27 protein-coding genes and 1 pseudogene are annotated in these 21,304 nt (G+C 63.5%); all 28 read left to right on the top strand.

Going from position 1 to position 21,304, the window contains the following annotated elements:
• A partial coding sequence (locus G6N08_RS10155; protein ID WP_163756960.1) for a hypothetical protein occupies positions 1 to 191 on the top strand: 191 nt, incomplete at its 5' end.
• Positions 192 to 227: 36 nt separating this feature from the next.
• Positions 228 to 530, top strand: a pseudogene (locus G6N08_RS21440) (DUF7341 domain-containing protein); the annotation flags it as partial.
• A gap of 47 nt (positions 531 to 577) precedes the next feature.
• Positions 578 to 910 carry a DUF7340 domain-containing protein gene (locus G6N08_RS20340; protein ID WP_218033370.1) on the top strand — a complete coding sequence of 111 codons (333 nt, stop codon included), beginning with the start codon at positions 578 to 580 and terminating at the stop codon, positions 908 to 910.
• Positions 911 to 1,062: 152 nt separating this feature from the next.
• Positions 1,063 to 1,278: a hypothetical protein gene (locus G6N08_RS10145; RefSeq protein ID WP_163756958.1), complete on the top strand. Its 216-nt coding sequence runs from the start codon at positions 1,063 to 1,065 to the stop codon at positions 1,276 to 1,278.
• Positions 1,275 to 1,673: a hypothetical protein gene (locus G6N08_RS10140; RefSeq protein ID WP_163756956.1), complete on the top strand. Its 399-nt coding sequence runs from the start codon at positions 1,275 to 1,277 to the stop codon at positions 1,671 to 1,673. Before G6N08_RS10145 ends, G6N08_RS10140 begins: the two co-directional genes overlap by 4 nt.
• Positions 1,674 to 1,866: 193 nt before the next feature.
• Entirely contained in the window at positions 1,867 to 2,241 is a 375-nt protein-coding gene (locus tag G6N08_RS10135) for a hypothetical protein (protein WP_163756954.1), read from the top strand.
• Positions 2,238 to 2,483, top strand: a complete 246-nt coding sequence (locus G6N08_RS10130) for a hypothetical protein (protein ID WP_163756952.1) — start codon at positions 2,238 to 2,240, stop codon at positions 2,481 to 2,483. The genes G6N08_RS10135 and G6N08_RS10130 overlap by 4 nt, the downstream gene beginning before the upstream one ends.
• 411 nt (positions 2,484 to 2,894) lie before the next feature.
• Entirely contained in the window at positions 2,895 to 3,308 is a 414-nt protein-coding gene (locus G6N08_RS20685) for a hypothetical protein (protein WP_246216726.1), read from the top strand.
• Positions 3,289 to 4,731, top strand: a complete 1,443-nt coding sequence (locus G6N08_RS10120; RefSeq protein WP_163756950.1) for a terminase large subunit domain-containing protein — start codon at positions 3,289 to 3,291, stop codon at positions 4,729 to 4,731. Before G6N08_RS20685 ends, G6N08_RS10120 begins: the two co-directional genes overlap by 20 nt.
• A 167-nt stretch (positions 4,732 to 4,898) precedes the next feature.
• A complete protein-coding gene (locus G6N08_RS10115; protein WP_163756962.1) occupies positions 4,899 to 6,293 on the top strand; it encodes a phage portal protein family protein in 1,395 nt (464 codons plus the stop codon).
• Positions 6,287 to 7,570, top strand: a complete 1,284-nt coding sequence (locus G6N08_RS10110; protein WP_163756948.1) for a DUF6582 domain-containing protein — start codon at positions 6,287 to 6,289, stop codon at positions 7,568 to 7,570. The genes G6N08_RS10115 and G6N08_RS10110 overlap by 7 nt, the downstream gene beginning before the upstream one ends.
• Before the next feature lies 1 nt (position 7,571).
• Positions 7,572 to 8,006: a capsid cement protein gene (locus tag G6N08_RS10105; protein ID WP_163756946.1), complete on the top strand. Its 435-nt coding sequence runs from the start codon at positions 7,572 to 7,574 to the stop codon at positions 8,004 to 8,006.
• A 104-nt stretch (positions 8,007 to 8,110) separates the two neighbouring features.
• Positions 8,111 to 9,091 (top strand): phage major capsid protein, encoded by a 981-nt coding sequence (locus tag G6N08_RS10100; RefSeq protein ID WP_163753185.1) that lies wholly within the window; start codon positions 8,111 to 8,113, stop codon positions 9,089 to 9,091.
• 2 nt (positions 9,092 to 9,093) lie between these two features.
• Complete coding sequence (locus tag G6N08_RS10095; protein ID WP_163753183.1) at positions 9,094 to 9,411, top strand: hypothetical protein; 318 nt, start codon at positions 9,094 to 9,096, stop codon at positions 9,409 to 9,411.
• 17 nt (positions 9,412 to 9,428) lie between these two features.
• Positions 9,429 to 9,731 carry a hypothetical protein gene (locus tag G6N08_RS10090; protein ID WP_003921269.1) on the top strand — a complete coding sequence of 101 codons (303 nt, stop codon included), beginning with the start codon at positions 9,429 to 9,431 and terminating at the stop codon, positions 9,729 to 9,731.
• Positions 9,732 to 9,737: 6 nt separating this feature from the next.
• Complete coding sequence (locus G6N08_RS10085; protein ID WP_163756944.1) at positions 9,738 to 10,205, top strand: hypothetical protein; 468 nt, start codon at positions 9,738 to 9,740, stop codon at positions 10,203 to 10,205.
• Entirely contained in the window at positions 10,198 to 10,608 is a 411-nt protein-coding gene (locus tag G6N08_RS10080; protein ID WP_163753181.1) for a hypothetical protein, read from the top strand. Before G6N08_RS10085 ends, G6N08_RS10080 begins: the two co-directional genes overlap by 8 nt.
• The gene (locus G6N08_RS10075) at positions 10,605 to 11,144 is read left to right on the top strand and encodes a hypothetical protein (protein WP_003921266.1); all 540 of its coding nucleotides are present in this window, start codon (positions 10,605 to 10,607) and stop codon (positions 11,142 to 11,144) included. The genes G6N08_RS10080 and G6N08_RS10075 overlap by 4 nt, the downstream gene beginning before the upstream one ends.
• On the top strand, positions 11,141 to 11,581 hold the full coding sequence (locus tag G6N08_RS10070; RefSeq protein WP_163753174.1) for a hypothetical protein: 441 nt from the start codon (positions 11,141 to 11,143) through the stop codon (positions 11,579 to 11,581). Before G6N08_RS10075 ends, G6N08_RS10070 begins: the two co-directional genes overlap by 4 nt.
• A gap of 71 nt (positions 11,582 to 11,652) precedes the next feature.
• Positions 11,653 to 12,690, top strand: coding sequence for a fibronectin type III domain-containing protein (locus G6N08_RS10065; protein ID WP_163756942.1), 1,038 nt, complete (start codon positions 11,653 to 11,655; stop codon positions 12,688 to 12,690).
• A 112-nt stretch (positions 12,691 to 12,802) separates the two neighbouring features.
• Positions 12,803 to 13,108, top strand: coding sequence for a hypothetical protein (locus G6N08_RS20680; protein ID WP_246216725.1), 306 nt, complete (start codon positions 12,803 to 12,805; stop codon positions 13,106 to 13,108).
• Entirely contained in the window at positions 13,084 to 13,281 is a 198-nt protein-coding gene (locus G6N08_RS20675; protein ID WP_246216724.1) for a hypothetical protein, read from the top strand. The genes G6N08_RS20680 and G6N08_RS20675 overlap by 25 nt, the downstream gene beginning before the upstream one ends.
• Positions 13,282 to 13,336: 55 nt before the next feature.
• The gene (locus G6N08_RS10055) at positions 13,337 to 13,741 is read left to right on the top strand and encodes a hypothetical protein (RefSeq protein ID WP_157139269.1); all 405 of its coding nucleotides are present in this window, start codon (positions 13,337 to 13,339) and stop codon (positions 13,739 to 13,741) included.
• Positions 13,742 to 13,744: 3 nt separating this feature from the next.
• Entirely contained in the window at positions 13,745 to 15,868 is a 2,124-nt protein-coding gene (locus G6N08_RS10050) for a phage tail tape measure protein (RefSeq protein WP_163756940.1), read from the top strand.
• Positions 15,869 to 16,384: 516 nt separating this feature from the next.
• Entirely contained in the window at positions 16,385 to 18,517 is a 2,133-nt protein-coding gene (locus tag G6N08_RS10045; protein ID WP_163756938.1) for a cell division protein ZapB, read from the top strand.
• Entirely contained in the window at positions 18,514 to 19,602 is a 1,089-nt protein-coding gene (locus G6N08_RS10040) for a hypothetical protein (protein ID WP_163756936.1), read from the top strand. Before G6N08_RS10045 ends, G6N08_RS10040 begins: the two co-directional genes overlap by 4 nt.
• A complete protein-coding gene (locus G6N08_RS10035; protein WP_163756934.1) occupies positions 19,599 to 19,970 on the top strand; it encodes a hypothetical protein in 372 nt (123 codons plus the stop codon). The genes G6N08_RS10040 and G6N08_RS10035 overlap by 4 nt, the downstream gene beginning before the upstream one ends.
• A complete protein-coding gene (locus tag G6N08_RS10030) occupies positions 19,856 to 21,295 on the top strand; it encodes a Gp37-like protein (RefSeq protein ID WP_443093840.1) in 1,440 nt (479 codons plus the stop codon). The genes G6N08_RS10035 and G6N08_RS10030 overlap by 115 nt, the downstream gene beginning before the upstream one ends.
• Positions 21,296 to 21,304 lie beyond the last annotated feature (9 nt).

Below are 21,304 nucleotides of genomic sequence, written 5' to 3'. Positions count from 1 at the left end.
GCGACGAACTGCCGCCCGCGCCGCCTGCGGCCGAACCTGCCGACTACCCACCGCACTGGACACCCACACACCGCGTCAACGCCTACTGGGCAGCCCTGAACGCTCACACCACCCCAGCCAGCCAAGACGAGTGGGAAAACCTGCTCAAACAAGCCGCCAACCAGAGCACGCCCAATGACAGCGCAGCATGACACGGCCATCGACGCACTCGACTGGCGCACACCGCTATGAGCAGCGCACCACGCACAGCACCAATGGCGTCACCCAAACGTAGGCGAAGCTCACCGCTGTCCGACGCGCGCCGACAGCTCGACTACGCCATCAGCGCCCTCATCGATCCCAAACCACAGCACACCGGCACGAGAATCGTGTGGCTGGACAGCCTCTACGACCAGCTCCGCGAAGCCGTGCCCGGCACCAAACGCGACCGCACCGGAATCGCAGCCTCCCAACCACCCGCGTGGATCGACGCCCTCGACCTGCTACGCGAAATCGACGCCACAGTAGCCCACTGGGAGCCCTCCTGGCCGCAAAACCACCGCAACCCAGCCGGACTATCCACCCCAGTGACAATCTCTTGCGTCTACGGGCCATACAGAGCCGAAAATGGCGCCCCCACGACGTCGCCGACATCCACGACAAAACCGGCGCGATCAGAAAATGGGCCGAACGCATCACCAACATGCTCACCGACACACCCGTCAAACACCTGCCCGCGGCCTGCCCGGCATGCGGAAAGAAAACCATCTACCGCCATGACTCCGCCGGTGAACTCGTCCGCCAGCCAGCACTCCAAATCACCACCGCCGGCTGCGTCTGCCAGCACTGTCGCACCACCTGGGGCCCTGAGCGGTTCCTGTTTTTAGCCAAGGTATTGGGCTACGAGCTTCCAGCCGGCGTACTGGAATAGAGCAAGAGGGTTTCTTGTGTGCCGGCGGCGCAGGGTAAACGGCCCGAGCCGGATGCTTTAAACGCCGTCTGCCCGCTGGAGTGCTCGAATGAACACCGTTTTTGTCTAGCCCGATCTTGACAGATTTGTCTAGTCCAGACTAGACTGGTAGTATGCCGAAACGGACAGAAGTCATCAAGAAAATCCAAAAAGCAGCCAAAGCGCGCAACATGCAATTCACCATCAAACGCCACGGCGGCAACCACGACATCTACGACCTCGACGGCGCGCCAATCCCCATACCACGCCACCGCGAAATCATCAACCGCGACGCCGAAGGCATCTACAAAGAATGCGAGATCAAACTCGGGAAAGGATGGTGGCGATGAAAACCTACACGGCGATCGCCAGCCCCGACGAGGGCAGATGGTGGTTCATCCGCATTCCTGGCCTCGGAAACAACCCCGATGAAGGACTACCGACCCAGGCCCGCCGGCTCACCGACGTCGAGCCGATGGCACGCGACCTCATCGCCGTCTACCTCGACGTGCCAGAAGACTCATTCAACGTCGAAGTCAAAATCGAACTGCCCACTTCCGTCAGCGCACACCTGCAGCACGCCGACGAACTGCGACGCCGCGCCGCCCAAGCACAAACCGAAGCAGCCGCCGAATACCGGGCCGCCGCCCGAGAACTGAAAGCCAACGGCCTAACCGTCCGCGACATCGGCAAAGTCCTCGACGTGTCACACCAACGCGCCCAACAACTCGTGCACTCAGCCTAATTGCACGCCTGTAATTCATCAGCTAACATCTGAAACCACGCCACACGTGTCCCCAAAACCGGGTGGCGTTTCTCATGCGTAGACGTTGAACCGGCCTCGCGCGACCACAGCCCAACACCTGGGAGCTTCCCATGCCCAACGCTGCTGTCGCGGGATTGATCGCCCAACGACTCCTCAGAAAGCCCGCCACGCCATGCCCCGCCCAGACGTCACCAAACTGCTCGCCGAGTCCTGGCACAACCTTCCGCACCCAGACGGCCGGCCACGCAGGCTCATGCACTTCAGCCAATTCAATCAGTCCAAAGAATCCCAAGGCCGAATCCGCAAACTCGCCACCGACCTCGCCGAAGCCGCACAACACACGCTGGAGCGCCGCGGCTACACCATCAACCACCGCGACGACCCCAAAGCAGCCGACCAAGACGGCTACAAGGTCGCCAACATCTACTGCCAACACTGCGGCAAACGCCTGCTTTCACTCACCGTCGACCACGACATGAAAGCCCATCTGTCACAGCTTGCAATCCGCTCCATCACGCAGGTCAAACCGGAGTGCCCGCACGAATGACGACGCCGATCACGCCGGAGCAGGTGCAACAACTACGCGAACGCCTCCAACAAATGGCGGCCATGCAACAGCTACCCACAGGGTCCGCGGCAGCCGCCCGGATCTACACCGTCGACGAAGGCATGCAGCTCGCCGAACACATGGCACAAGCACTGCACAACCACGACCGGCTACCCATCACCACCACCGTCACCCACAACGACGACGGCACCCTCACCATCCACGTCAAACCCAGCGCATAGCAGCCACCCAATCCGACGGCATCCGATGGCACCCCACAAACTCACCACCAGCCAACGCGGACTGGGATACCGACACAAACAACAAGTCGCACGCCTCAAACGAAACCACGTAGACGGCACCCCATGCTGGTGGTGCGGCGAACCCATGTACCTCAGCCAAGGACTATCCGGCGACCACAGCCTGCCCCGCTCAGCAGGAGGCAAACTCGCCGACCGGCTGCTACACACACTGCAACAGCGAACGCGGCGACGGCTCCCGCGACCATTTAAGACCAGCACTAACCGGCAAACCTAGCAAACACCCAATCCTCGACCTAGGACACCAAGCCCTGCAATGGCCGTGGTGAACACCGCCACCGATCAACCAGTCAGCAAACCAACCCACATCCTCTGACCACCGAAGATGGGCGCATGGCAACCACCCCCGAAAAAATGTTCGACCACCCCCCCACCCCAGCGACCCGCACCTGGGTCACCAATTTCTCTCCCCGAAGCAAAAAACATGGCGGTGACGGTCCGGTGAGAGTGCGTCGGCAGACGTTGGCTGGTGTGGCCGGGCGTGGTGATCGCGCGGCCACGTTGCGGGCGCTGCGCGACAAGTTGGCCGCTGAAATCGACGGTTGCGAGTCGTCGCGTGATGTTGCGGCGCTGTCTGCGCGATTGATGGACGTTCTCGCGCAGATCGACGCCGTTGAGAAGCCGCGAATCTCCAAGAGGGACGAACTTGCCCGAAAACGTGCTGAGCGTCAGCGAAAAGCCGCTGCTGGGCGACCAGACGCCGCGGATTCTGGTGGTACCGCCAGCGGTGACAAGCGCGGCGGCTGAGGCTGTCGAGTTCGCGGCGTCGGTGGGACTGGTCCTTGACCCGTGGCAAAAGCTCATCCTTGAGCACAGTCTAGGCGAGCTGGCGGGCGGCAGATGGTCGGCGTTCGAGGTCGGCTTGTGTGTGCCGCGGCAGAATGGCAAGTCGGTGTTGGCTGAGGCGCGGATTCTTGCCGGGCTGTTCTTGTTCGGCGAGGAGCTGATCGTCTACTCGGCGCACCTGTTTGACACGGCGATGGAGACGATGCGCCGGCTTGAGCAGTGGTTGGACGCGTCGGGTGAGAAGTTCACGGTGAGCCGGTCAAACGGTAAGGAGGGTTTCGAGCTCGCGACGGGGCAGCGGGTGAAGTTCAAGACGCGCACCAAGGGCGGCGGCCGCGGTTTGTCTGGTGATTGCGTGATTCTCGATGAGGCCATGATCCTTGAGTCCGCGTCGATCGGTGCGCTGATGCCGACGCTGGCGGCGCGGCCTAACCCGCAGCTGTGGTACATGGGCAGCGCTGTGGACCAAGAGGTCCACGACAAGGGGTATGTGTTCGCCAGTGTTCGCAAGCGGGCGTTGGAGGGCAGCAGTCCGAGGCTGTGTTATGCCGAATTTTCGTGTGAGGAGGGGGCCGATCCCGCAAGTCCAAGGGAGCGTGCCCGCGCCAATCCCGGCATGGGTTATCGGATAACGCCGGAATACATTGAAGACGAGTATCAGGCGCTCATCCACACACCGAAAATCTTCCTCGTTGAGCGGTTGGGGATCGGTGACTGGCCGACGCTGGCCGAGGTCACGCAGCCGCCTATTGGTGCTGATCTGTGGGGAAGCCTGGCTGACCGGGCGCCTGCGCTCACCGGTCTTTATCCGCAGGTGCTTGGCGTGGACCGCGATCCAGTCACCAAGCAGTGGGCAATCTCTGGCGCGCAATTCTTAAGCGGCGGCGGTGTGCACGTCGAGATTGGTTGGAGCGGGTCGGGTGCACCGACTGAGGTCGCGGAGCGGATCGTCGATGTTGTTACAGAGGCTGATCCGGTGGCGCTGGTGATCGACCAGCGTTCCCCCGCTGCGGTGTTGAGGCCGTATCTAGTTGAGGCGGGCATTGAACCGCACATGACGAATGCCTCCGATTTGGCGATGGCCTGCGAGGGTTTCCTCGAAGCGGTGCTGGCTGGGCAGATCAGTCATCCGGGACAGGAGATTCTGGATTCGTCAGTCGTTTCAGCCGTCAAACGAGAGCTGCCGGGTGGCCGTTTCGCGTGGGATAAGTCGCCGGGCGGCCAGATTGTGCAGTTGATGGCGGTCACGTTGGCTCATTGGGGTTTGTTGACATTCAGTGTGCCGCCGAAGCGGGCTCCGTCCCCGCTGATGGAACGGCAGGAGCCGAAGTCGTCGCAGGACGTGTTTGAGCGCGAGTTCGATGCGATGAGCGTGCGTTTCTAGTCCTGTTTTAAGGCTAAAGGAGGGAATATATGGCGCCGAAGCGCAGTATTCCCGCTACAGCACCACTTAGGACCCCCGCGAAGCGTCTTCCGCGGCGTGTAGCTGGACATAACACGAAGACAGCGGTGCCGGTAACTGAAGCCGGGTTCGCTAACCCGTTCCCTGGCATGCTGTCGGCGTTTTCACAGTGGGACCAGTTCGAGCAGGTTCCAGAGCTGCTGTGGCCGAACAGTGTCCGCACGTATACGCGCATGTGGCGGGAAGATTCACGCCTTGCCAGCGTGTATTACGCGATCGCGTTGCCGGTGTTGCGCACCGCGTGGCGAATCGACCCCAATGGTGCGCGCGATGAGGTCACCGAGTTTGTCGCCGCTAACCTCGGGCTGCCTATCGTGGGCGCTGACGAGTCGAAGCCGAAGCCTCGTATTAGGGACAGGTTTTCGTGGTCGCAGCATCTTAAGCTGGCATTGCGGCATTTGCAGTACGGTCACCAAGTGTTCGAGCAGGTGTATCGGATCGGAGAGGATGGCCGCGCGTATCTGCGCAAGCTGGCGCCGCGGCCGTCGTCCACGATCGCGTATTGGGACATCGATTTAGACGGCGGCTTGATCGGGATAACCCAATTCCCGCCCGGCACATCGTTCGGGACTCCCCTGGGGGTGACCGGAGGCATGCAGGGGCTGCAATTGCAGATTCCGGTCAATCGCCTCGTGGTGTATGTGCGCGACCCAGACCCCGGCCAGTGGATCGGAAACAGCCTGTTCCGTCCCGCCTACAAGCATTGGCTGCTAAAAGACGAGTTCATTCGTATCGAGGCCACAGCTGCGCGGCGTAACGGTGTCGGTGTCCCGGTGGTGATCGCGCCCGAGTCGGTGTCGGAAGCCAGCGTCGGCGATCAATCGCTGCAACCGTACTTGGACATCGCACGCCAGTATCGGGGCGGCAACAACGCCGGTGTGGCATTGCCGTTCGGCGCCCAGTTCAAACTGGCCGGCGTCGAAGGCAATTTGCCCTCTGGGTTTATCCGTCAGGCCGTCGAGTATCACGACAAGCAGATGGCTCTGGCCGCACTGGCACATTTCCTCAACCTTGACCGCGGCGGAAGTTACGCGCTGGCCAGCGTTCAGGCTGACACGTTTAGCGAAGGCGTCCAGCAGGTCGCCGACGATATACGCGACACCGCCCAGGCGCACATCGTCGAAGACCTTGTGGATATCAACTTCGGTGAGGATGAGCCGTGCCCGATGCTGGTGTGTGAGGAGATCGGTTCACGCCAGGACGCTTCGGCTGCCGCGTTGCAGATGCTCGTCAACGCCGGCCTGATCACCCCCGACCCGCGGCTGGAAGCCTTCGAGCGCCAGCAGATGGGTTTGCCTGCCGTTGACCCGCAACTTCAACGCGAAAATGCTGCGCAATACCCGCTGCCCGCGCCGCCGGACACTGAGCCGATTACGGAAGCCAAACCGGAGCAACCGTTTTCGTCGCGTGCGAAAGTCACCGCCAACGCCAGGCGAACGCCGCGGTCGAGGAGCAACCCTAAAGGAGCACTGAAACTATGGTGAACCTCGTAACTGTTCCCGGTGTGGAGCTGATGCGCACGGGCAAGTGGAATCTGTCTACCGGCGAATGGGAATGCACCGAAAAGGAAATAGCGGCCGCGATCGAAGCCCATGAGAAAGGAATCCTGCGCAAGCCTGTAATCAGGCTGGGGCACAACGATCCACGTTTCTCCGGCGACCCGGCTGTGGGCTGGCTGGACAATCTGCGGGCATCTGAGGACGGTCGCGCGCTGATCGGGGACATGGTTGGTGTCCCCGAGTGGCTGGCCGAGATTCTTCCGTCCGCATACCCGTCCCGGTCGATTGAAGGTTTGTACGACTACACCGCACCTGATGGCAGCGTGCACGAGTTCGTGTTGACCGGGTTGGCTCTGCTGGGAGCGACACGCCCTGGTGTCGAGTCGCTGCAAAGCCTACAGGACGTTGCCCGACTGTATGACATCGCCGCCGCCGGGCGCATGGGCGGCAAGGCAATCGAGCTGGTGATCGAGGCCGCCGACACCCCGAAGCCGTACGGGAACGTGAAGTATGCGGACCCGAAGAACGGCAAATACCCGATCGACACCGCTGAGCATGTTCGCGCAGCATGGTCGTACATCAACATGCCGAAGAATCAGAAAGATTACAGCGCAGCGGAATTAGCCAGTATCAAGGACCGCATCAAGTCCGCTGCGAAGAAGTTCGGCATCAAAATCAGCGACGACGACGACGATGACGACGGCGGCAAGACCGAAGCAGCAACAAATTCTGACACAGAAAGGGGCTCCATAGTGGCTCTCTCACCCGATATTGCGGAGGCGATCGGTGTTGACGCGTCGGCAGACGAAGACACCATCCTCACTAAAATAGCGGAGCTGAAACAACGCGCTGACGCGGCGAAGGTCACCGCCAGCGGCGCGGATAACGGCCTGGTGCAGATCGAGCAGGCTCAACTCGACGAGCTGAAAGCAGCCGCCGCCCAGGGTGTGGAGGCCCGCGCCCGGCAGATCGCCGAAGAAGATGAGCGGATCGTGATGGCGGCTATTCAGCAAGGCAAGATCGCGCCCGCCCGCAAGCAGCACTGGCTGGACTCGCTGAGAGCAGACCGGGAAGGCACCAAACAGGTTCTCGAAAGTTTGGCCGCTGGTTTGATTCCCACCAGCGAGATCGGCCATCAGGGTGTGCGCGGACAGGTCGGTTTCGAAGCAGCGCCCGACCCTGAGCAGGAAGCCAAGGAACGTGTGCACGCGCGGATCATGGCGTCTTTGGGTATTCCCACCAAGAAAGCGAGCGTGAACTGACATGGCAGGACAGGATTATGTGCCCCTCTACGTCGCCGGCACCCAGGCGTCGTGCGTCGCCGGGTCGGCGGTGACAGCGGGACAACTGGTGCAGATCACCGGTGGGACTCTGGTTCCCGGCACGCCCGGTGTTGCTGGCGGCCAGCCTAATTCAGGCACCGTCACCCCGACCGTGGCGCCCACCTCGGACGCCACATCCGCAGAGGTTGGTGTCGCGGCGAACAACGCGGTCGCCGGGCAGCCGGTGAGCGTCTACTTCGGTGGCGTTCACGTGCTCGCCGCATCCGGATCGATCTCGGCTGGCGATCCTGTTCAGGCAGCAGCCAGCGGGGCTGTTGCCGACGCCAGCTCGAACACTACGTATTCCCAGATCATCGGAAGGGCTTGGAGCGCCGCGTCGAATGGTCTTGCTGTTGTGCGCCTAGCCGAGCATTAACGGAAGCGAAAACCCCCAAACCGGCGAAAAACCGTTTTCGCCGGTTTTCTTTATCCACGAAAAACTGTTGCGCGGCACCAGTTTAAGGAAAGGACCAGGTCGAGATGCCGTTCCTCGAACCACCCGGTTTCCCTACCGGGAATCTAGCAACCCAAGATGTCTACTCGATCAGCCGCTATCTCAACGATCCGTTGATGGTATTGCGCGCCCTTCGGACGATAGCCGACCAGATTTTCGTCGGCGATAAGGTTCTGACGGGCCAGTTCTACACCGAAGACGGCGCGGTGATCTACGAGCAGATCGAGTCGATCTTCGCCGCGAACACCCCGCAAGCGGTGCAACCCGGCGACGAATACCCGCTGTCTCCGATTCCCACAGGTCCGGCGCAGATCGCAAACGTGGTCAAGTGGGGTCTGGACACGATCATCACCGATGAGGACATCAGCCGGCAGAACTTCGACGTGCTGTCGCGGGCATTCACGAAGCTCGTCAACAGCATGGTCGCGCAAGTCGATTCGGTGGTGATGTCGGCTGTGGTCGCCGCCATCACAGCCACACAGCCCGCGTCGAAGCCGTGGAATGGCAGCTCAGGCGCCCCGAACATTCTGCGTGACATCCTCCTCGCCGAGGAGCAGATGAGGGCGCTGAAACAGGGCTACATCGCTGACACGGTGCTCTGTGACCTGAACACGTTCGCCACCGCGATCTCCGACCCGACGCTTGCGCTGCTGTTGCCACGTGAAGATTTCGGTCACGGGGTGCGTGAAATGCCGGTGTTCCAGGGAATCGGCTTCCAAGCCAATATCGCGGGGAAGAAATGGCTATCAACCCCGAACTTGCCGACCACACCGTATGTTGCGGTTCTCGACGCAAAGGTGTTCGGCGCGATGGTTGACGAGCGGCTGCCTGCGCCCGGCTACGTTGGCGCACAGTCCGACAACAGCGGCGACGACGACGGTCGCTCCATGATTCAGGTGAAGACGATGCGCGAGGACAAACAGGACCGCTGGCGTATCCGGGCCCGGCGCGTCACTACTCCCATCATTATCGAACCCAAAGCCGGCGTCCAAATCACGGGATTCTGACAATGAGTGGCTACCGTGTGATCGCTCCTCTGGTTGTGGCCAAAGATCAGACAGGCCGCAACCATCACGTTTACGCCGGCGGCTGGCTGCCGTGGCTTGATGATGAGCAGCGTGCTCATTTCCTCGCCCACGGGCTGGTCGAGGAAGTGGACACACCCGCGACCGTCGCCAGTCCCGGCAGTGAGCAGCCCGAACCGGATGAGCCGAAAAAACCGCCGCGGGTCGCCCCAAGGAGACGTGGGTTGAATATGGCGTCGCCCAAAACCACGACCGCCGTGCACTGGAAGCACTGTCCAAACAAGAACTCGTCGACCTTCTAGGCTGACAGGCTGACAGGATGACCGCGCCGGCAATCAGCGTCGGCGAGACGGTGACCGAGATCGCGTTGCCTCCCGTTGCGGCGGTGCTGGTGCTCAACTCCAGCGCCGGTTTGGGGGATAGGAACGCCGCGCCGAATGTTGTGGTCAATGCTGGCGCCCCGGCCGCGCTAGAACCCCAGCAGATCGGTATCCGGTTGCTGCCAGGCCAAATATGCCGGCTGCCCCTCATTGACTCGTGCAACGGCCAGCAGTTGCCGTTGTACGCGATAGCGGACGGCCCCGGCGCACAGCTTGAGCTGCGGCTTATCGAGGGCTGGTGAATGTGAATGATTCCGTTTCTCAACTTGCAGGAGTTCCTGGCGTTGTGGGACGGGCCGCCGCTCACCGCGCAGCAGCAGGCGATCGTGCACCTGCTGCTGCAGGTGGCGTCTCAGTGGATATACGCCAACGGGCCGCAAGGCGCAGGGTTGCCATCGACCGACCCGACCGCGCAGTTCGTTGTGTGGGATGTGGTCAGCTCAGCCGTGCGCTATCAGCGGTACAGCAAGCTCAGCCAGTTTTCCCGCACCGTTGGGCACCGCATTGAGGGTGGCAGCTTCACCGACCCGATGAAAGCGCTCCAGTTCACCGACAACCACAAGATGCTGTTGGGGATCCCGTTGGAGGCGCTGCCCATGTCATCGTGCCGCCCAAACGATTTTTACGCCGCGGACCAAGAGCAAGGGTGGCCGACCCAATGGTCGGACCAGTTCGGTAACCTCGGCTGGGACTGGTGGGAATACGACAATGACTAGCTATCCCGGCGCCGACACGCTGGGCGTGGTCACGAAAGCGCCCACCGGTCGAGTTGACGCGATGAATCAGCCGATCACAACCGAGTCGGTGGTATGGGTCTACGGGTGCGTATTTGAGCCGGTCACACACATTTCCGCGATCGAGAAACAAACGGACACCATCACCAGCGCCGAGCAGGCGTGGGCGTTCCTGCCATACGTTGCTGGTGTCGGCGTGCCCGGTGTGGACGACAACGGCGACCAAGTCGCTGCGACGATCACTAACTCGTGTTGGATCAGGCCGCGACGCGCGGACCCGCAAGCCCAGCGCGACTACAAGGTGCTCGGGCTGCCGCAAATCCACTACGACATAGATGGCCTGCCCGATCACGTGTTGGTCAATTGCGAATGGAGGGCAGGGTGAGCGTCGAAGACGAGTTCGCCGCCGGGCTGGCCAGCGCGGAAGTGCAAGACGCGGTGGATGAGCTGGCGCGCGAGGTGTGCGAGCAGGTGAAGGCGCTCACCCCGGTTTTCGGTGACCGGCCACCGCACCGGGCGGCGCCAGCAGAAGGCGAAATAGGAGATGCCCGCAACGCTGTGCACGTCGAGCCGCTGCCTGACGGCGGCCGCCGTGTCATCTCCCGCGACAAGAAAGCCGTGTGGATTGAGATCGGCACCAGCCACATGCCCGAGTACGCGCCGTTCACCAAAGCGGCCGCCATGTTCGGCGCCGAAGGCGGCCCATCGTTTTCGTCGACCGGCCGCGACTCGATGGCCGACGAGGGTGTCGCGTACGCGCACGCGCATCTGCGCGCAGAGCTGGAGCGTTTCGCGAAACTGTCCGCGGAAGGCGCCGCGGCGCATGAGATCGCGGCCGCTGCCCGCGACGTGCGGCAGGCCCGCATCGCACGCTCGGCCGCGTTCAAAGCAGCACGATCACGTGGCAGGCGCGGCCGGTGAGCCTCAACTACGGCACGACGCCATCACCGACACAGGTCGGCATCGGCGTGTTGCTGCCGCTCGGCGCAGCAGGTGTCGGTCCTGAGCGCCCCCAGCCGGGAGCCGGATCCGGTGACAGCGAGCCAGATGTCGCGCTGCCGTACTACCTCGTCAACGGCATCGCCGGCAACGACGACAAGTACTGGTGCAACGCGATCATCAGCGTGCATACGCTGGCCGCCACGATAGCCGAGTGTGACGAGTGGGCGTGGAAAGCCCACCACCAGATCATTAGCCTCACAATGGGGGACATTATTAGGCTTCCTAGCGGCGAAACCGCGACGGTGAGCGGTCTTGGGCCGCGAACACATCAGATGCCGGTCTACCAACCCTACGAAGACCCGTTCATCAAACGGTACTACGCGAGATACTTTCTGCCTTTGCGCTTCTCCGCATAGTTTGCGCAAAACCCGCTGCGCGTCTTGCTGTTTTTCGGCTTTGACGCTATCGCGCCCCGAAAGGAAATATCATGACACTTCCCGCAACCGGCGGCACTTGGGCCGAAGTCCTCGAAGACAACCTGAACCCGCTGAATGTTCGGTACTGGCAGATCACCCACGGGCTGATCCGCGACTACGATCCGACCGGCACGTTCAACCTGGCGTCACCGGCTGTCGGGCTCGGCACCGTCCAAACCGCCAGCGGACCCGCGCAGCTGTTCACACCGTTCGCCGCCGACAACGTGTCGATCCGTGGCGACCTGTTGGTCACGTCACCGAACAGTGCTGTGAACTTCTACGACCTCGGCCTGCTGAAAGAGGACGCCACCGACTGGACCCCGGACCAAACGCTGCAGCAGACGCCATCAGCGCAGCTGGTGCGCTCGGTGCGTAACGTGCTGACCAAGCTCGACGACAAGGTGAACTTCACTCCGCTCGAGTCGAACCCGCTGATCGACTACCTGAAGTTCGAGCTCCCGCTGACGGGGATCCCGGCGCTTGGCACACCTGGCTACGGTGTGGCTCGCGGCAACACCGATGTGCCACGCGAGCGCACGCTGGTGCTGATCGGTGTTGACACCGACGCGAACCTGGTGGCGCGCGTGTTCCCGCGCATCATCACCGACAAGAAGGGCAAGAACGAGCTTGCCCGCAAGAACCCGGATTCCTCGGAGCTCACCTACGAAGTGCTGCCGGACCCGTTCACCAAGCAGACGATGTGGGTGTGCCGCGCCGGCACGGCATGGCTGGGAGCGGGCAATCTGCAGTTTGAGACCGCGGTTCCCACGGTCACGCCGGTGACCGGCCTCAATGCGACGATCACGTTCCCGACACCGATCGACATCACGTCCCCGGTGTACTCGGTGCAGATTCAGCAGACACCGACCGGCGCGTGGTCGGCGGCAACCCTGTCCGGTTCGCCGTCGGTGTCGGGCGGCCTGACGACGTTGACGATTTCGGGCCTGACCGCATCGACCACGTATAACGCGATTCAGGTGACCGCGACAGGGGCCAACGCCACAGTGACCGGCCCGCAGTCGGCTCCGTTCACCTCAACCGCGTCCTGACACAACGCAACACGAACATTCGCGCCGCGGCGGCCGGTTTGTCTCCGTGGCCGGGCCGCCGCGGCGATCCACGCAGACCCGCGCAGAGGACAAACAGGCAGGAGACACATTTATGCAGGAGCAGGTTTCCCACAGTCACGATTCGTTCGAGGCGGCGCGCGCACAGGCCGCCGAATACATGGGATTCACCGCCAGCGAGCGCATCATCACCCCCAAAGGCGAGGTATTCGAGATACCCAACCCTTCTTTGCTCGACGACGAGCAGCTGGCCCGCTACGACGCTTTGCAGCTCGAAGTGGAATCGTGGGACCGCGAGGACGACGAAATCGACGAGAACGGAAAGTTATCCGCCGCGGCGAACTCAAGGAACCGAACCGCAAAAACGGTGTGCTCGTGGAAAACTACAACATTCAGTTAGCGCGGGCGATTTTCGGGGACCGTTACGAGGCTTTCCGGGCGGCGGGCGGTCGCGCTGTCGACGTGACCCTGATCTGGCAGAAGATGGGCCGGGAGCTTGCGGAGCGGCGCAAAGCCGACCCCAAAAGTGACCGAGGCGATCAAATTGTGGAGGCTGTTTCCGACACAGATTGAGGCCGACCTACAGATTCATTGCCGGAGGCGGATAGCGGAGTGGCATCAGGGCACGATGAGCAGCCGAGAAATGCTCGCGCTGCTCGACGGGCTGCCAGAGAACTCCAAATTTAAAGAAGCATCCGAGCGCACCTTCCGTGTCGCTGAATATGTCGGCGAGGACAAGCAGCTCACCGGCAAGTTGCTAAGAATTCCGGCCGCCGGGGCTCCTCCCAAAGACGTGAAGGTGATCGCCACCTACATCGACTGGACGTACGACAGGAAACTGTTGGCGCGCATGACCCGTGAGTTGGCGGCTTTACGCGCGGACCGTGGCGCTCCGCAACCAGACATCGCGGCGCTGTTGGAGCCATTGGACGCGATCTTGCTTGAGCGCAAGGAGTTAGAGCGCGCTGAGTTAGTGCGGCGCGCTAAAAGCCACATAAGCGTCGGCCTCTACGGTATGAAAGGCGGTGAGTGAGCCGTGCCGGTCTATTTAGATGTCAAGTCACGGCTCGATGTCGCGGCCGCCCAACTGGCCGCCCGCGAAGCGAAAGCGATTTTCAGCCGCGCCGGTGACGACATCGGACGCGGCCTCGGCGGCGCGCTGACACGAGCGTTGTCGGCGATCGACGGCAGCGCCGCGCGCGCCGCGCTGCGCGGACTGCAAGACGAATACCGTGCTGCGGCAGCCGCCGAGGAAGAAGCCGCGCGGCGCATGATGCGGTCGATGGGCCAAGTCGAGGTGGCCCAAAAGCGGCTCAACGAGACCACCGCGAAATACGGCGCCGACAGCAGCAAGGCCGCTGCAGCCAACGTGGCGTTAGCCGACTCGCATGCCCGCGCATCGAAAGCACAACGTGATCACGTCGATGCGATGGTCGCCGCCGAGGCCGCGCACAGCCGGCTCGGCAGCGCGATGGACAAGAGCGCGACCTCGGCCAGCCGCGCCGGCCAGGTGTTCAACGCGATCGGTGTCGCCTCCGTAGCTGGCCTCGGTGTGGCGTTCGTCGAAACCACTAAGAAGGCCGGCGATTTCCAGCAGGCGATGATGAAACTGCATGCCTCGGCCGGCCTTCCAGCACAGGACTTGAAAACCGCCTCCGACGGCATTCTGAAGCTGGCCGGCCAAGTCGGCTACACCGCCGGTGAGCTGGCCGAGGGCATGTACACCATCACCAAGGCCGGATACTCGGCCGCCGACGGGTTCAAGGTGTTGCAGGCCGCGGCGCAGGGCGCCAACGCGGAGCAGGCGCCGCTGCCCGAGGTCGTCAACGTGCTGACGACGTCGCTTCAGGACTTCCACATCCCGGCCGACCAGGCGGCGAAAGTCATGTCGCAGCTGGTGACCGCGGTCGGCGAATCCAAGGTTCCCTTGCAGGAATTCGCGGGCGCGCTACACACGATTGAGCCGACCGCCGCACAACTGCACCTCTCATTGGCTGATGTGTGGGGGACGCTGGCGCAGATCACCCAGTCTGGTACGTCGGCGGCTCAGGGCGCCGAGCAAATGAACAACGCGATGCGCGCCCTGTCCGGGGCGGACGCTCCGGCGCGGCAGGCGATGCAGCAGTGGGGGATTGACGCAGACGACGTGTCGCAGAAGCTCGGCGGCCCGAACGGGCGCGGCCTGGCGGGCACGATGCAATACCTCTACAACACGCTCGCACAGAAGGTAGACCCGTCGACAAAGCTGCTCAACACCGGCGATGTGCTCAAGAGCGCGCAAGCGGTCAACGACATGAACGAGATGCTGACCAAGATGTCGCCGGCCGCGAGGCAGGCCGCTGAGGCGTTGCACAACCACACAATTGGGCACCGCGAATACCAGATGGTTGTTCGTAAGTCGAACGAGCAGGACGCGACGCAGCTCAAGCAATACCAGGCGCTCGACGACAAGGTCGAAGGCTTCAGCAAGCGGCTAACCGGCGGCCGGCAGACCCTGGAGACGCTGAACCAGGCACTCAACGAAGTGACCGGAACAATGTCCGCCGCCGCGGTCGCGCTGCAAATCACCGGAGAGCACACCGACGAGGTCAACGGCAGGATCAAAGGGATCGCCGAGAGCACCCAGGAGGCGGACGGAACGGTCAAGGGATTCCACGAATCCCAGGGAACTCTCAACGCGAAAATGCGTGACGCGAAGGCCGCGTTCGGGGCGGCCGCGATTGCGATCGGTAACGACTTCCTGCCCGCCGCGACGACCGCCCTGAACGTCGTCAAGGACGTAGCTAACGCCCTAGCGCAGCATCCAGGCATCATGCATGGCGTCATCGACGCGCTCGGCGCGCTGGGCGGCGCGTGGGCGATATTCAAGGCCGCCAAGATCGCCGAAACCGTTCTCGCGCCAATCGCCAGCGGGCTCGGCACGATCGTCGCCGAGGAGGACGCGGCCACCGCCTCGACGGGCGCCTCAGCGGCGCTTTGGGACGTCTCGCCAAGGGGGGCGCCTTGGCTCTCGGCGCGCAGCTTGGCGGTGACGCGCTGCAACACGCGACGGGTCCCAGCGGGTTCTGGCACGGCGCGGCCGTGGTCGGCACCGATGCCGCGACCGGTGCCGCCCTCGGATCGGTGTTCGGGCCTTGGGGAACCGCCATCGGCGGCATAGGCGGCGCGGGCGTAGGGCTCTACCATCAGCTCGCCGGCCACTCCGGCGGTGGCCCGCTGCGCGCTCCTGGGCCGAAAGGCAAAGACTCGGCGCTGTTTTGGGGCGCAGACGGCGAGCACGTCCTCACCGCTGACGACGTGGACGCGATGGGCGGTCACGGCGCGGTGTACGCGTTCCGGCGCGCGCTGCACCGTCAAGGCGGGGGAGCCATCGGACCCGACGTGCAGGCCGCTTACTCGATGATCGGCACGCCCTACAGTCAAGCCACACGCCACGACTGCTCGGGGATGGTGGGCCGCGTCATCGCCGGCGCGCTCGGCATCCCTAACGTCGGATTGCCCACCACCGTCAACATGGGCCAATGGCTGGCGTCGCTGGGGTTCCGGCCCGGCATCGGCGGCCCTGGCACGATCAGCGTCGGCTGGTACGACCACGGCGGCGGCAACGCCGGGCACGCCGCCATGACGCTGTCGGACGGCGAGAACGCCGAAGCCGGCGGCTCGCACGGGAACTTCGTTGTCGGAGCGGGCGCTGCGGGCGCGAACAGCCCTCAGTTCGACCATCACATGTTTTTGCCGATCGGCGACCTGCAAGGCCCACCCGGCTACAGCGCAGGCGGCGGCTTCGGCGGGGGCGCCGGAGGTTTCGGCGGCGGCGGCATCGGCGGGGCCGGCATCCCGGCCGGCGCAACGCCAGGACCAGCCCGGCGGCCAGCCGGGCTACTACACGCGCGACGACGAGAAAGTCGCGGCCGCGCGGGAACGGCTGCGACATCTCGACAACGAGATTCACGACGCCGAAGAACGCCGCAACGAACTCAAAGCAACCGCCAAGCAGTCCGAGCGGGATCGGCTCGACCACGAGATCGAGCACCTGCACACCGAGCGCGATCTGGCGCAGCGCAAGCTCGAAGACGCCGAGCGGGGCGCTTTTCACCCGCTGCGCGGTGGCGCGAACAGTTTCGGCGGGTTGCGGTTCGGCGCACCGCTCGCGGAAGGCTTCGGCCTCTCCGGCGGGGTCAAAGGCTTAGGGGAGTGGCTTGTCACCTTCCTCGCCGACCTGGCGATCGGCCCGATAGAGGGCGCCATGCTGGGCAACGCCATCCGCTCCAGCGCAGTGGGCGCCGACTACGGCTTGGACGCTGGATTGGACTTCGGCGCTCCCGGCGGTTACGCAGACCTCGGCGACTACGGCACACCGCTGCCGCCTAGCAGCGCCGCCACGGCCGGATGGCGAGCCGGCGGCGATACGGCCCCACCGGCCGATGGTTCGCCGACCGGCACAGGCGCCGCGTCGGCTGCGCCCGAAGCATCTTCCGCACCGCCGACGCCAGCACCACCGACGCCAGCACCGCCGGGGCCAGCGTCACCGGCGCCGGCGATGTTCCAGCCCCCGCAGCCGGCGCTGACCCACGGTCCCCTGCCTCAGCTCGGGCCGTTCCCAACGCTGCCCGGCGTGGTTGACAAGGCCGCCGGGATCCCGGCGCCTCAGCAGCCGGTACCTCCGGCAATCGAGACATATCTCGGAGTTATTACCGGCCGGGCGTCTGGGCCACGCTTGAGTCTGCCGGGAATGCTCGGCGGCCCAGCGACAGCCCCGCCGAATCGGCAACAGCTCGATCTGTCAAACGTGTTGGGCGCCAGCCCGCCCACGGCACACGCGCCGATACCGATGCCACCGCACCCGATGGGGCCCCCATCCGGGGCGGTGAATCTCGCGCCGATGGATGCGCCGCGCTTCGCTGCCGGCGGCCCGGCCGGCACCGACATCATCCCAGCGTGGCTGTCGCCGGGCGAACACGTGCTCACCGCCGACGACGTGCGCGCGATGGGCGGCCAGGACGCGGTCTATGCGTTCCGTAATGCCCTGCATCGCAATCACGGTGGTGCGGTCTATTTGGTCGGCGGCGGTGACCCGACGCAGCCGCCGCCGCCGACGCCGAAACCACCGGCCGCGCCGCAACAGAAGTCAGGCGGGCAGCCTCATTTGCCGGTCGGCGCGCCGAAATCGCCGGGCCCGGGCAACAAAGGCACCCAGGCCAGCGAAGTGTCGGCCGAGGACCGCTCAGCGCACACCCCGGAAGGTGTGGCTAAGCCCGGCGCCTCGCAGCGGTTGCCCGACGAAGGGCTGCCACCATCACCGGGGCTCGGCTTCGGCGGCGGCCTGATCGGCGCCGCCGAATCAGCAGCGGCGTCGGCGGCGTCGATGGGCGCAGACATGGGCACATTCGGAGGAGCCGGGGGAGCGGCCGGGGGAGCGATGCAGGTGGTGTTCCAGGATTTGAACCGCACCGCCGGATACCTCGGGCAGCTGGGCGGCATCGCCGCCGAAGGCGTTCTCAGCACCTTGATCCCGTCCGATAGCCCGCTGTCGCAGTGGGGCAAAACACTGCCTGGCCGCCTGTTGACAGGTATCGCGGGTGTGCGCCCATCAACGCCGAACACCGCGGGACAGACCCAGCAGCCGCTCACCCCGGCCAGCGGCGGCGACGTGCACAACGGGGACCGGATCGGCTCGCAGTTCAACGCGCCGATCGTCGTGCAAGCCAACAACCCCGACGAGTTCCGTCAACGGTTAATGACCGAGCAAACCGCGCAGTCCAACACTGCCGGACGCCAATTCCCAAGGCCGTACGGATTGCCGCGATGACGACCTACCCTCTGATTTACGCCACCAACGACGCCACGATTCTGCCCCAGGGCGCAGCCGATCTGCTGGACGGCGCAATGCCCACTATCAAGTTCACCAGCCCCGACGGAAACTCGAAGTTCACGCTGTGCGGGCCGGAGGCGCCGTGGCCCGGAATCCAAGACGGCATCCTCTTGGTGGACGGATTATCCGGTGTCACACCAGGTTTCAAGCACATCGACCTCAAAGGAGCGCGGCAGCCCGGCGTCACCTGGACCTACACCATGTATGACACCTGCAACTTGACGATGCGTTTGCAGGCGCATGCCACCACCCCGCAAGGCATGTCGCGCCTGGTGTCGGAGTGGATCGGTGCGTGGAACCCGAATCTGCAAGGCTCGCTGGAATATTGGACGGTTGACCGCGGCTATTGGTGGTTCCCGGCCCGCTGGGGCGAGCCGTGGGCGGATCAGATCAAGCAGCTGCCGCGGCTCGTGCTGCATCAGGAGTTCACGCAGAAGATCCGCAACGATCTCGCGTTCTGGCTCGGTGTGCCGTGGACAGACACCTTCCCGCGTGACACGTCGGGGTGGACCGGCTCGGGCTCCGGCTGGTTGCAGTTGGGCAACATCGGTGACCAGGACGGCTGGCCCGCCATCCTGTGCTACGCGGGAACCGAAGACGGGGCCACGTTCAGTTTCGCCAACGGCCCCGGCTCGACAACGATGATCACGTTCGGACCACTGAACGCCGGTGACATTGCGCTGATCAACACTTTATCCCGGCTGCCGCGCGTCGTCGACCTCACCCCGCCACGGTCGCAGGCGCCGCAGTCGGCGTCGCCGTCGCTGCTCGACACGCTCATCAACTTTGTCAGCGGCAACAACGTGCCGCCGCTGCTGCAGCAGTTCGAGTCGGCGTTTGGGGCGCTGCCGCAGACCGCCCCGCTGGCGTCGCTGATCACCGGCAACTACACCAACCCGATTCCCGGTGTGGCGCAGCCACAATACGCGCAGCCAGCGGCTATCGCGTGCTCGATCACCGGCGGCAACCCGGCATCGAAAATGGTCGCCTCTATCACACCGATGAGGGTGTGGCCGGAATGAGCAGCCTTGACCAGCAACAGGTTACGCTGACCGGGCCCGATCCCGTCGCGGCGATGTCGAGTGCGCTGCAATTGGCCCGGCCGCACGAATCCGTGCCGATCAACATGGATGTGCGGCTGTTCGACAACTATTACCGCACCGAATACCAGTGCGGCGACTACATCGAAGTCACCTGCACCTTCCCGCGTCTGAAACTGCCCGACGGCACATTGACGCTCAAAGGACAAGACCCGCTGGCCGAGCTTGCGATCACTTGTCAGACAACGGTCGTTCCCGTGGTGATCGATTTCGAAGGGGGAGCCGGCCGCTGGTCGGGCGCATCGACGTCGCGCACGACAAAATCAACCCCGACGGCGCCGAGACCGTAGAGTGCGAACTGGTCGGCGACTTAACGATGCTGGACCGGATTGTCGCATGGCCACAGCCATTCCTGCCTATCGAAGTGCAGCCATCCGAAGCGGTCCTCATCGGACCGGCGATCACAGTGTTCAAAACGCTGGTGGCCGAGAACTGTATGCGGCTGCAACTCGGCCTCTGGGAGCTGTTCAACACGCTCGGCTCCCTCGACTTAGATTGGCGCACCTGGTTCGGCACCATCCTCATGCAAAACAGCATCTCCCTCAGCGAGTTCATGCAAATGGTCACCACTCCGGTGTGCGTGATACCCACCGACCCGCTGACAGACACATCGCCATGGATCGAGGTCAACGGTCGCATGGACACGCTGTGGCAGCTGATGCGACAACAGCTCGCCGACAACGGTATCTATCCCAGCATGGATTTGTGGATGCCCGGCGAGCCGCAACCCGAAGGACTGCTGTGGGATTTACAGGTGCCCACCCTGTGCTTCAACTTGCGCAACTACCTTGGAGTTACGGGTCCGACGGGCACTGTGGTGGACGGCGCTGTCCAGGATTTGGTGGACCTCGAAGGCTCGCTGCTGGGCGGCGTTCTCAACCCCTTCCTGAACCCCGACAACGAGTACGTGCCACCGGGTTCCGACATCGTTATCGCGCCCACGCTCGGGGTGAATTTCGTTCCACCGTGGGTGGTGTTCAACGCTGACGCTGACGACTCGGGAATAGTGTCGATGGATGTCGCCCACCACCATCCGGTGTGCTGGCAGGTCATTCTGGGCGGCAAGTCACCCAAGTGGCTCAACGATTTCATAAACGCGAGCCTGGAATACCTGGTGGACATTCTGATGATGACCATCGGGATCACCGGCATCTCGAACAGCATTTTTGACGGGCTGCTCGACAACGCGTTTCTGGCGTTCGAGCTTTTCGAGTGGTTCGACCGCAGAGTTGCGCTGGGGCCGTACGGGTTTCCTGAGCGGTTTTTCCCCACCCAATCCACATACGACATCGACACGATGTTCGCGGCCATTTCGGCGGGTTGGGACACCAACGGATACCCGGCGGCGCAGTTAACGTTCTACCACGGCATGCCGTGGCGGCTGTTCAAAGACGTTTTCCCCGGCCAACTGGCGTCGCTCATCCGCCGCGGCGTCCTCTACACCGATTATCTCGACGAGATCAAAGTCATCGACAACGCAGAGATACGGTGCCGTATCGATGTCCAAGTTGGCGACGGGCGCCGCGAAGAAGCGCCTATGACATTGATCCAACGCAAAATAGTTGACGTTGAGCAGGGGTTGATGCTTGCGCTCGGCGCTTCCCCCAACGGCTAAAAAACAGGA

The organism is Mycobacterium botniense (genome assembly GCF_010723305.1).
Lineage (GTDB): Bacteria > Actinomycetota > Actinomycetes > Mycobacteriales > Mycobacteriaceae > Mycobacterium > Mycobacterium botniense.
Note: the sequence above shows the minus strand (reverse complement) of the source record. Positions and strands in the feature narration are given on the sequence as shown.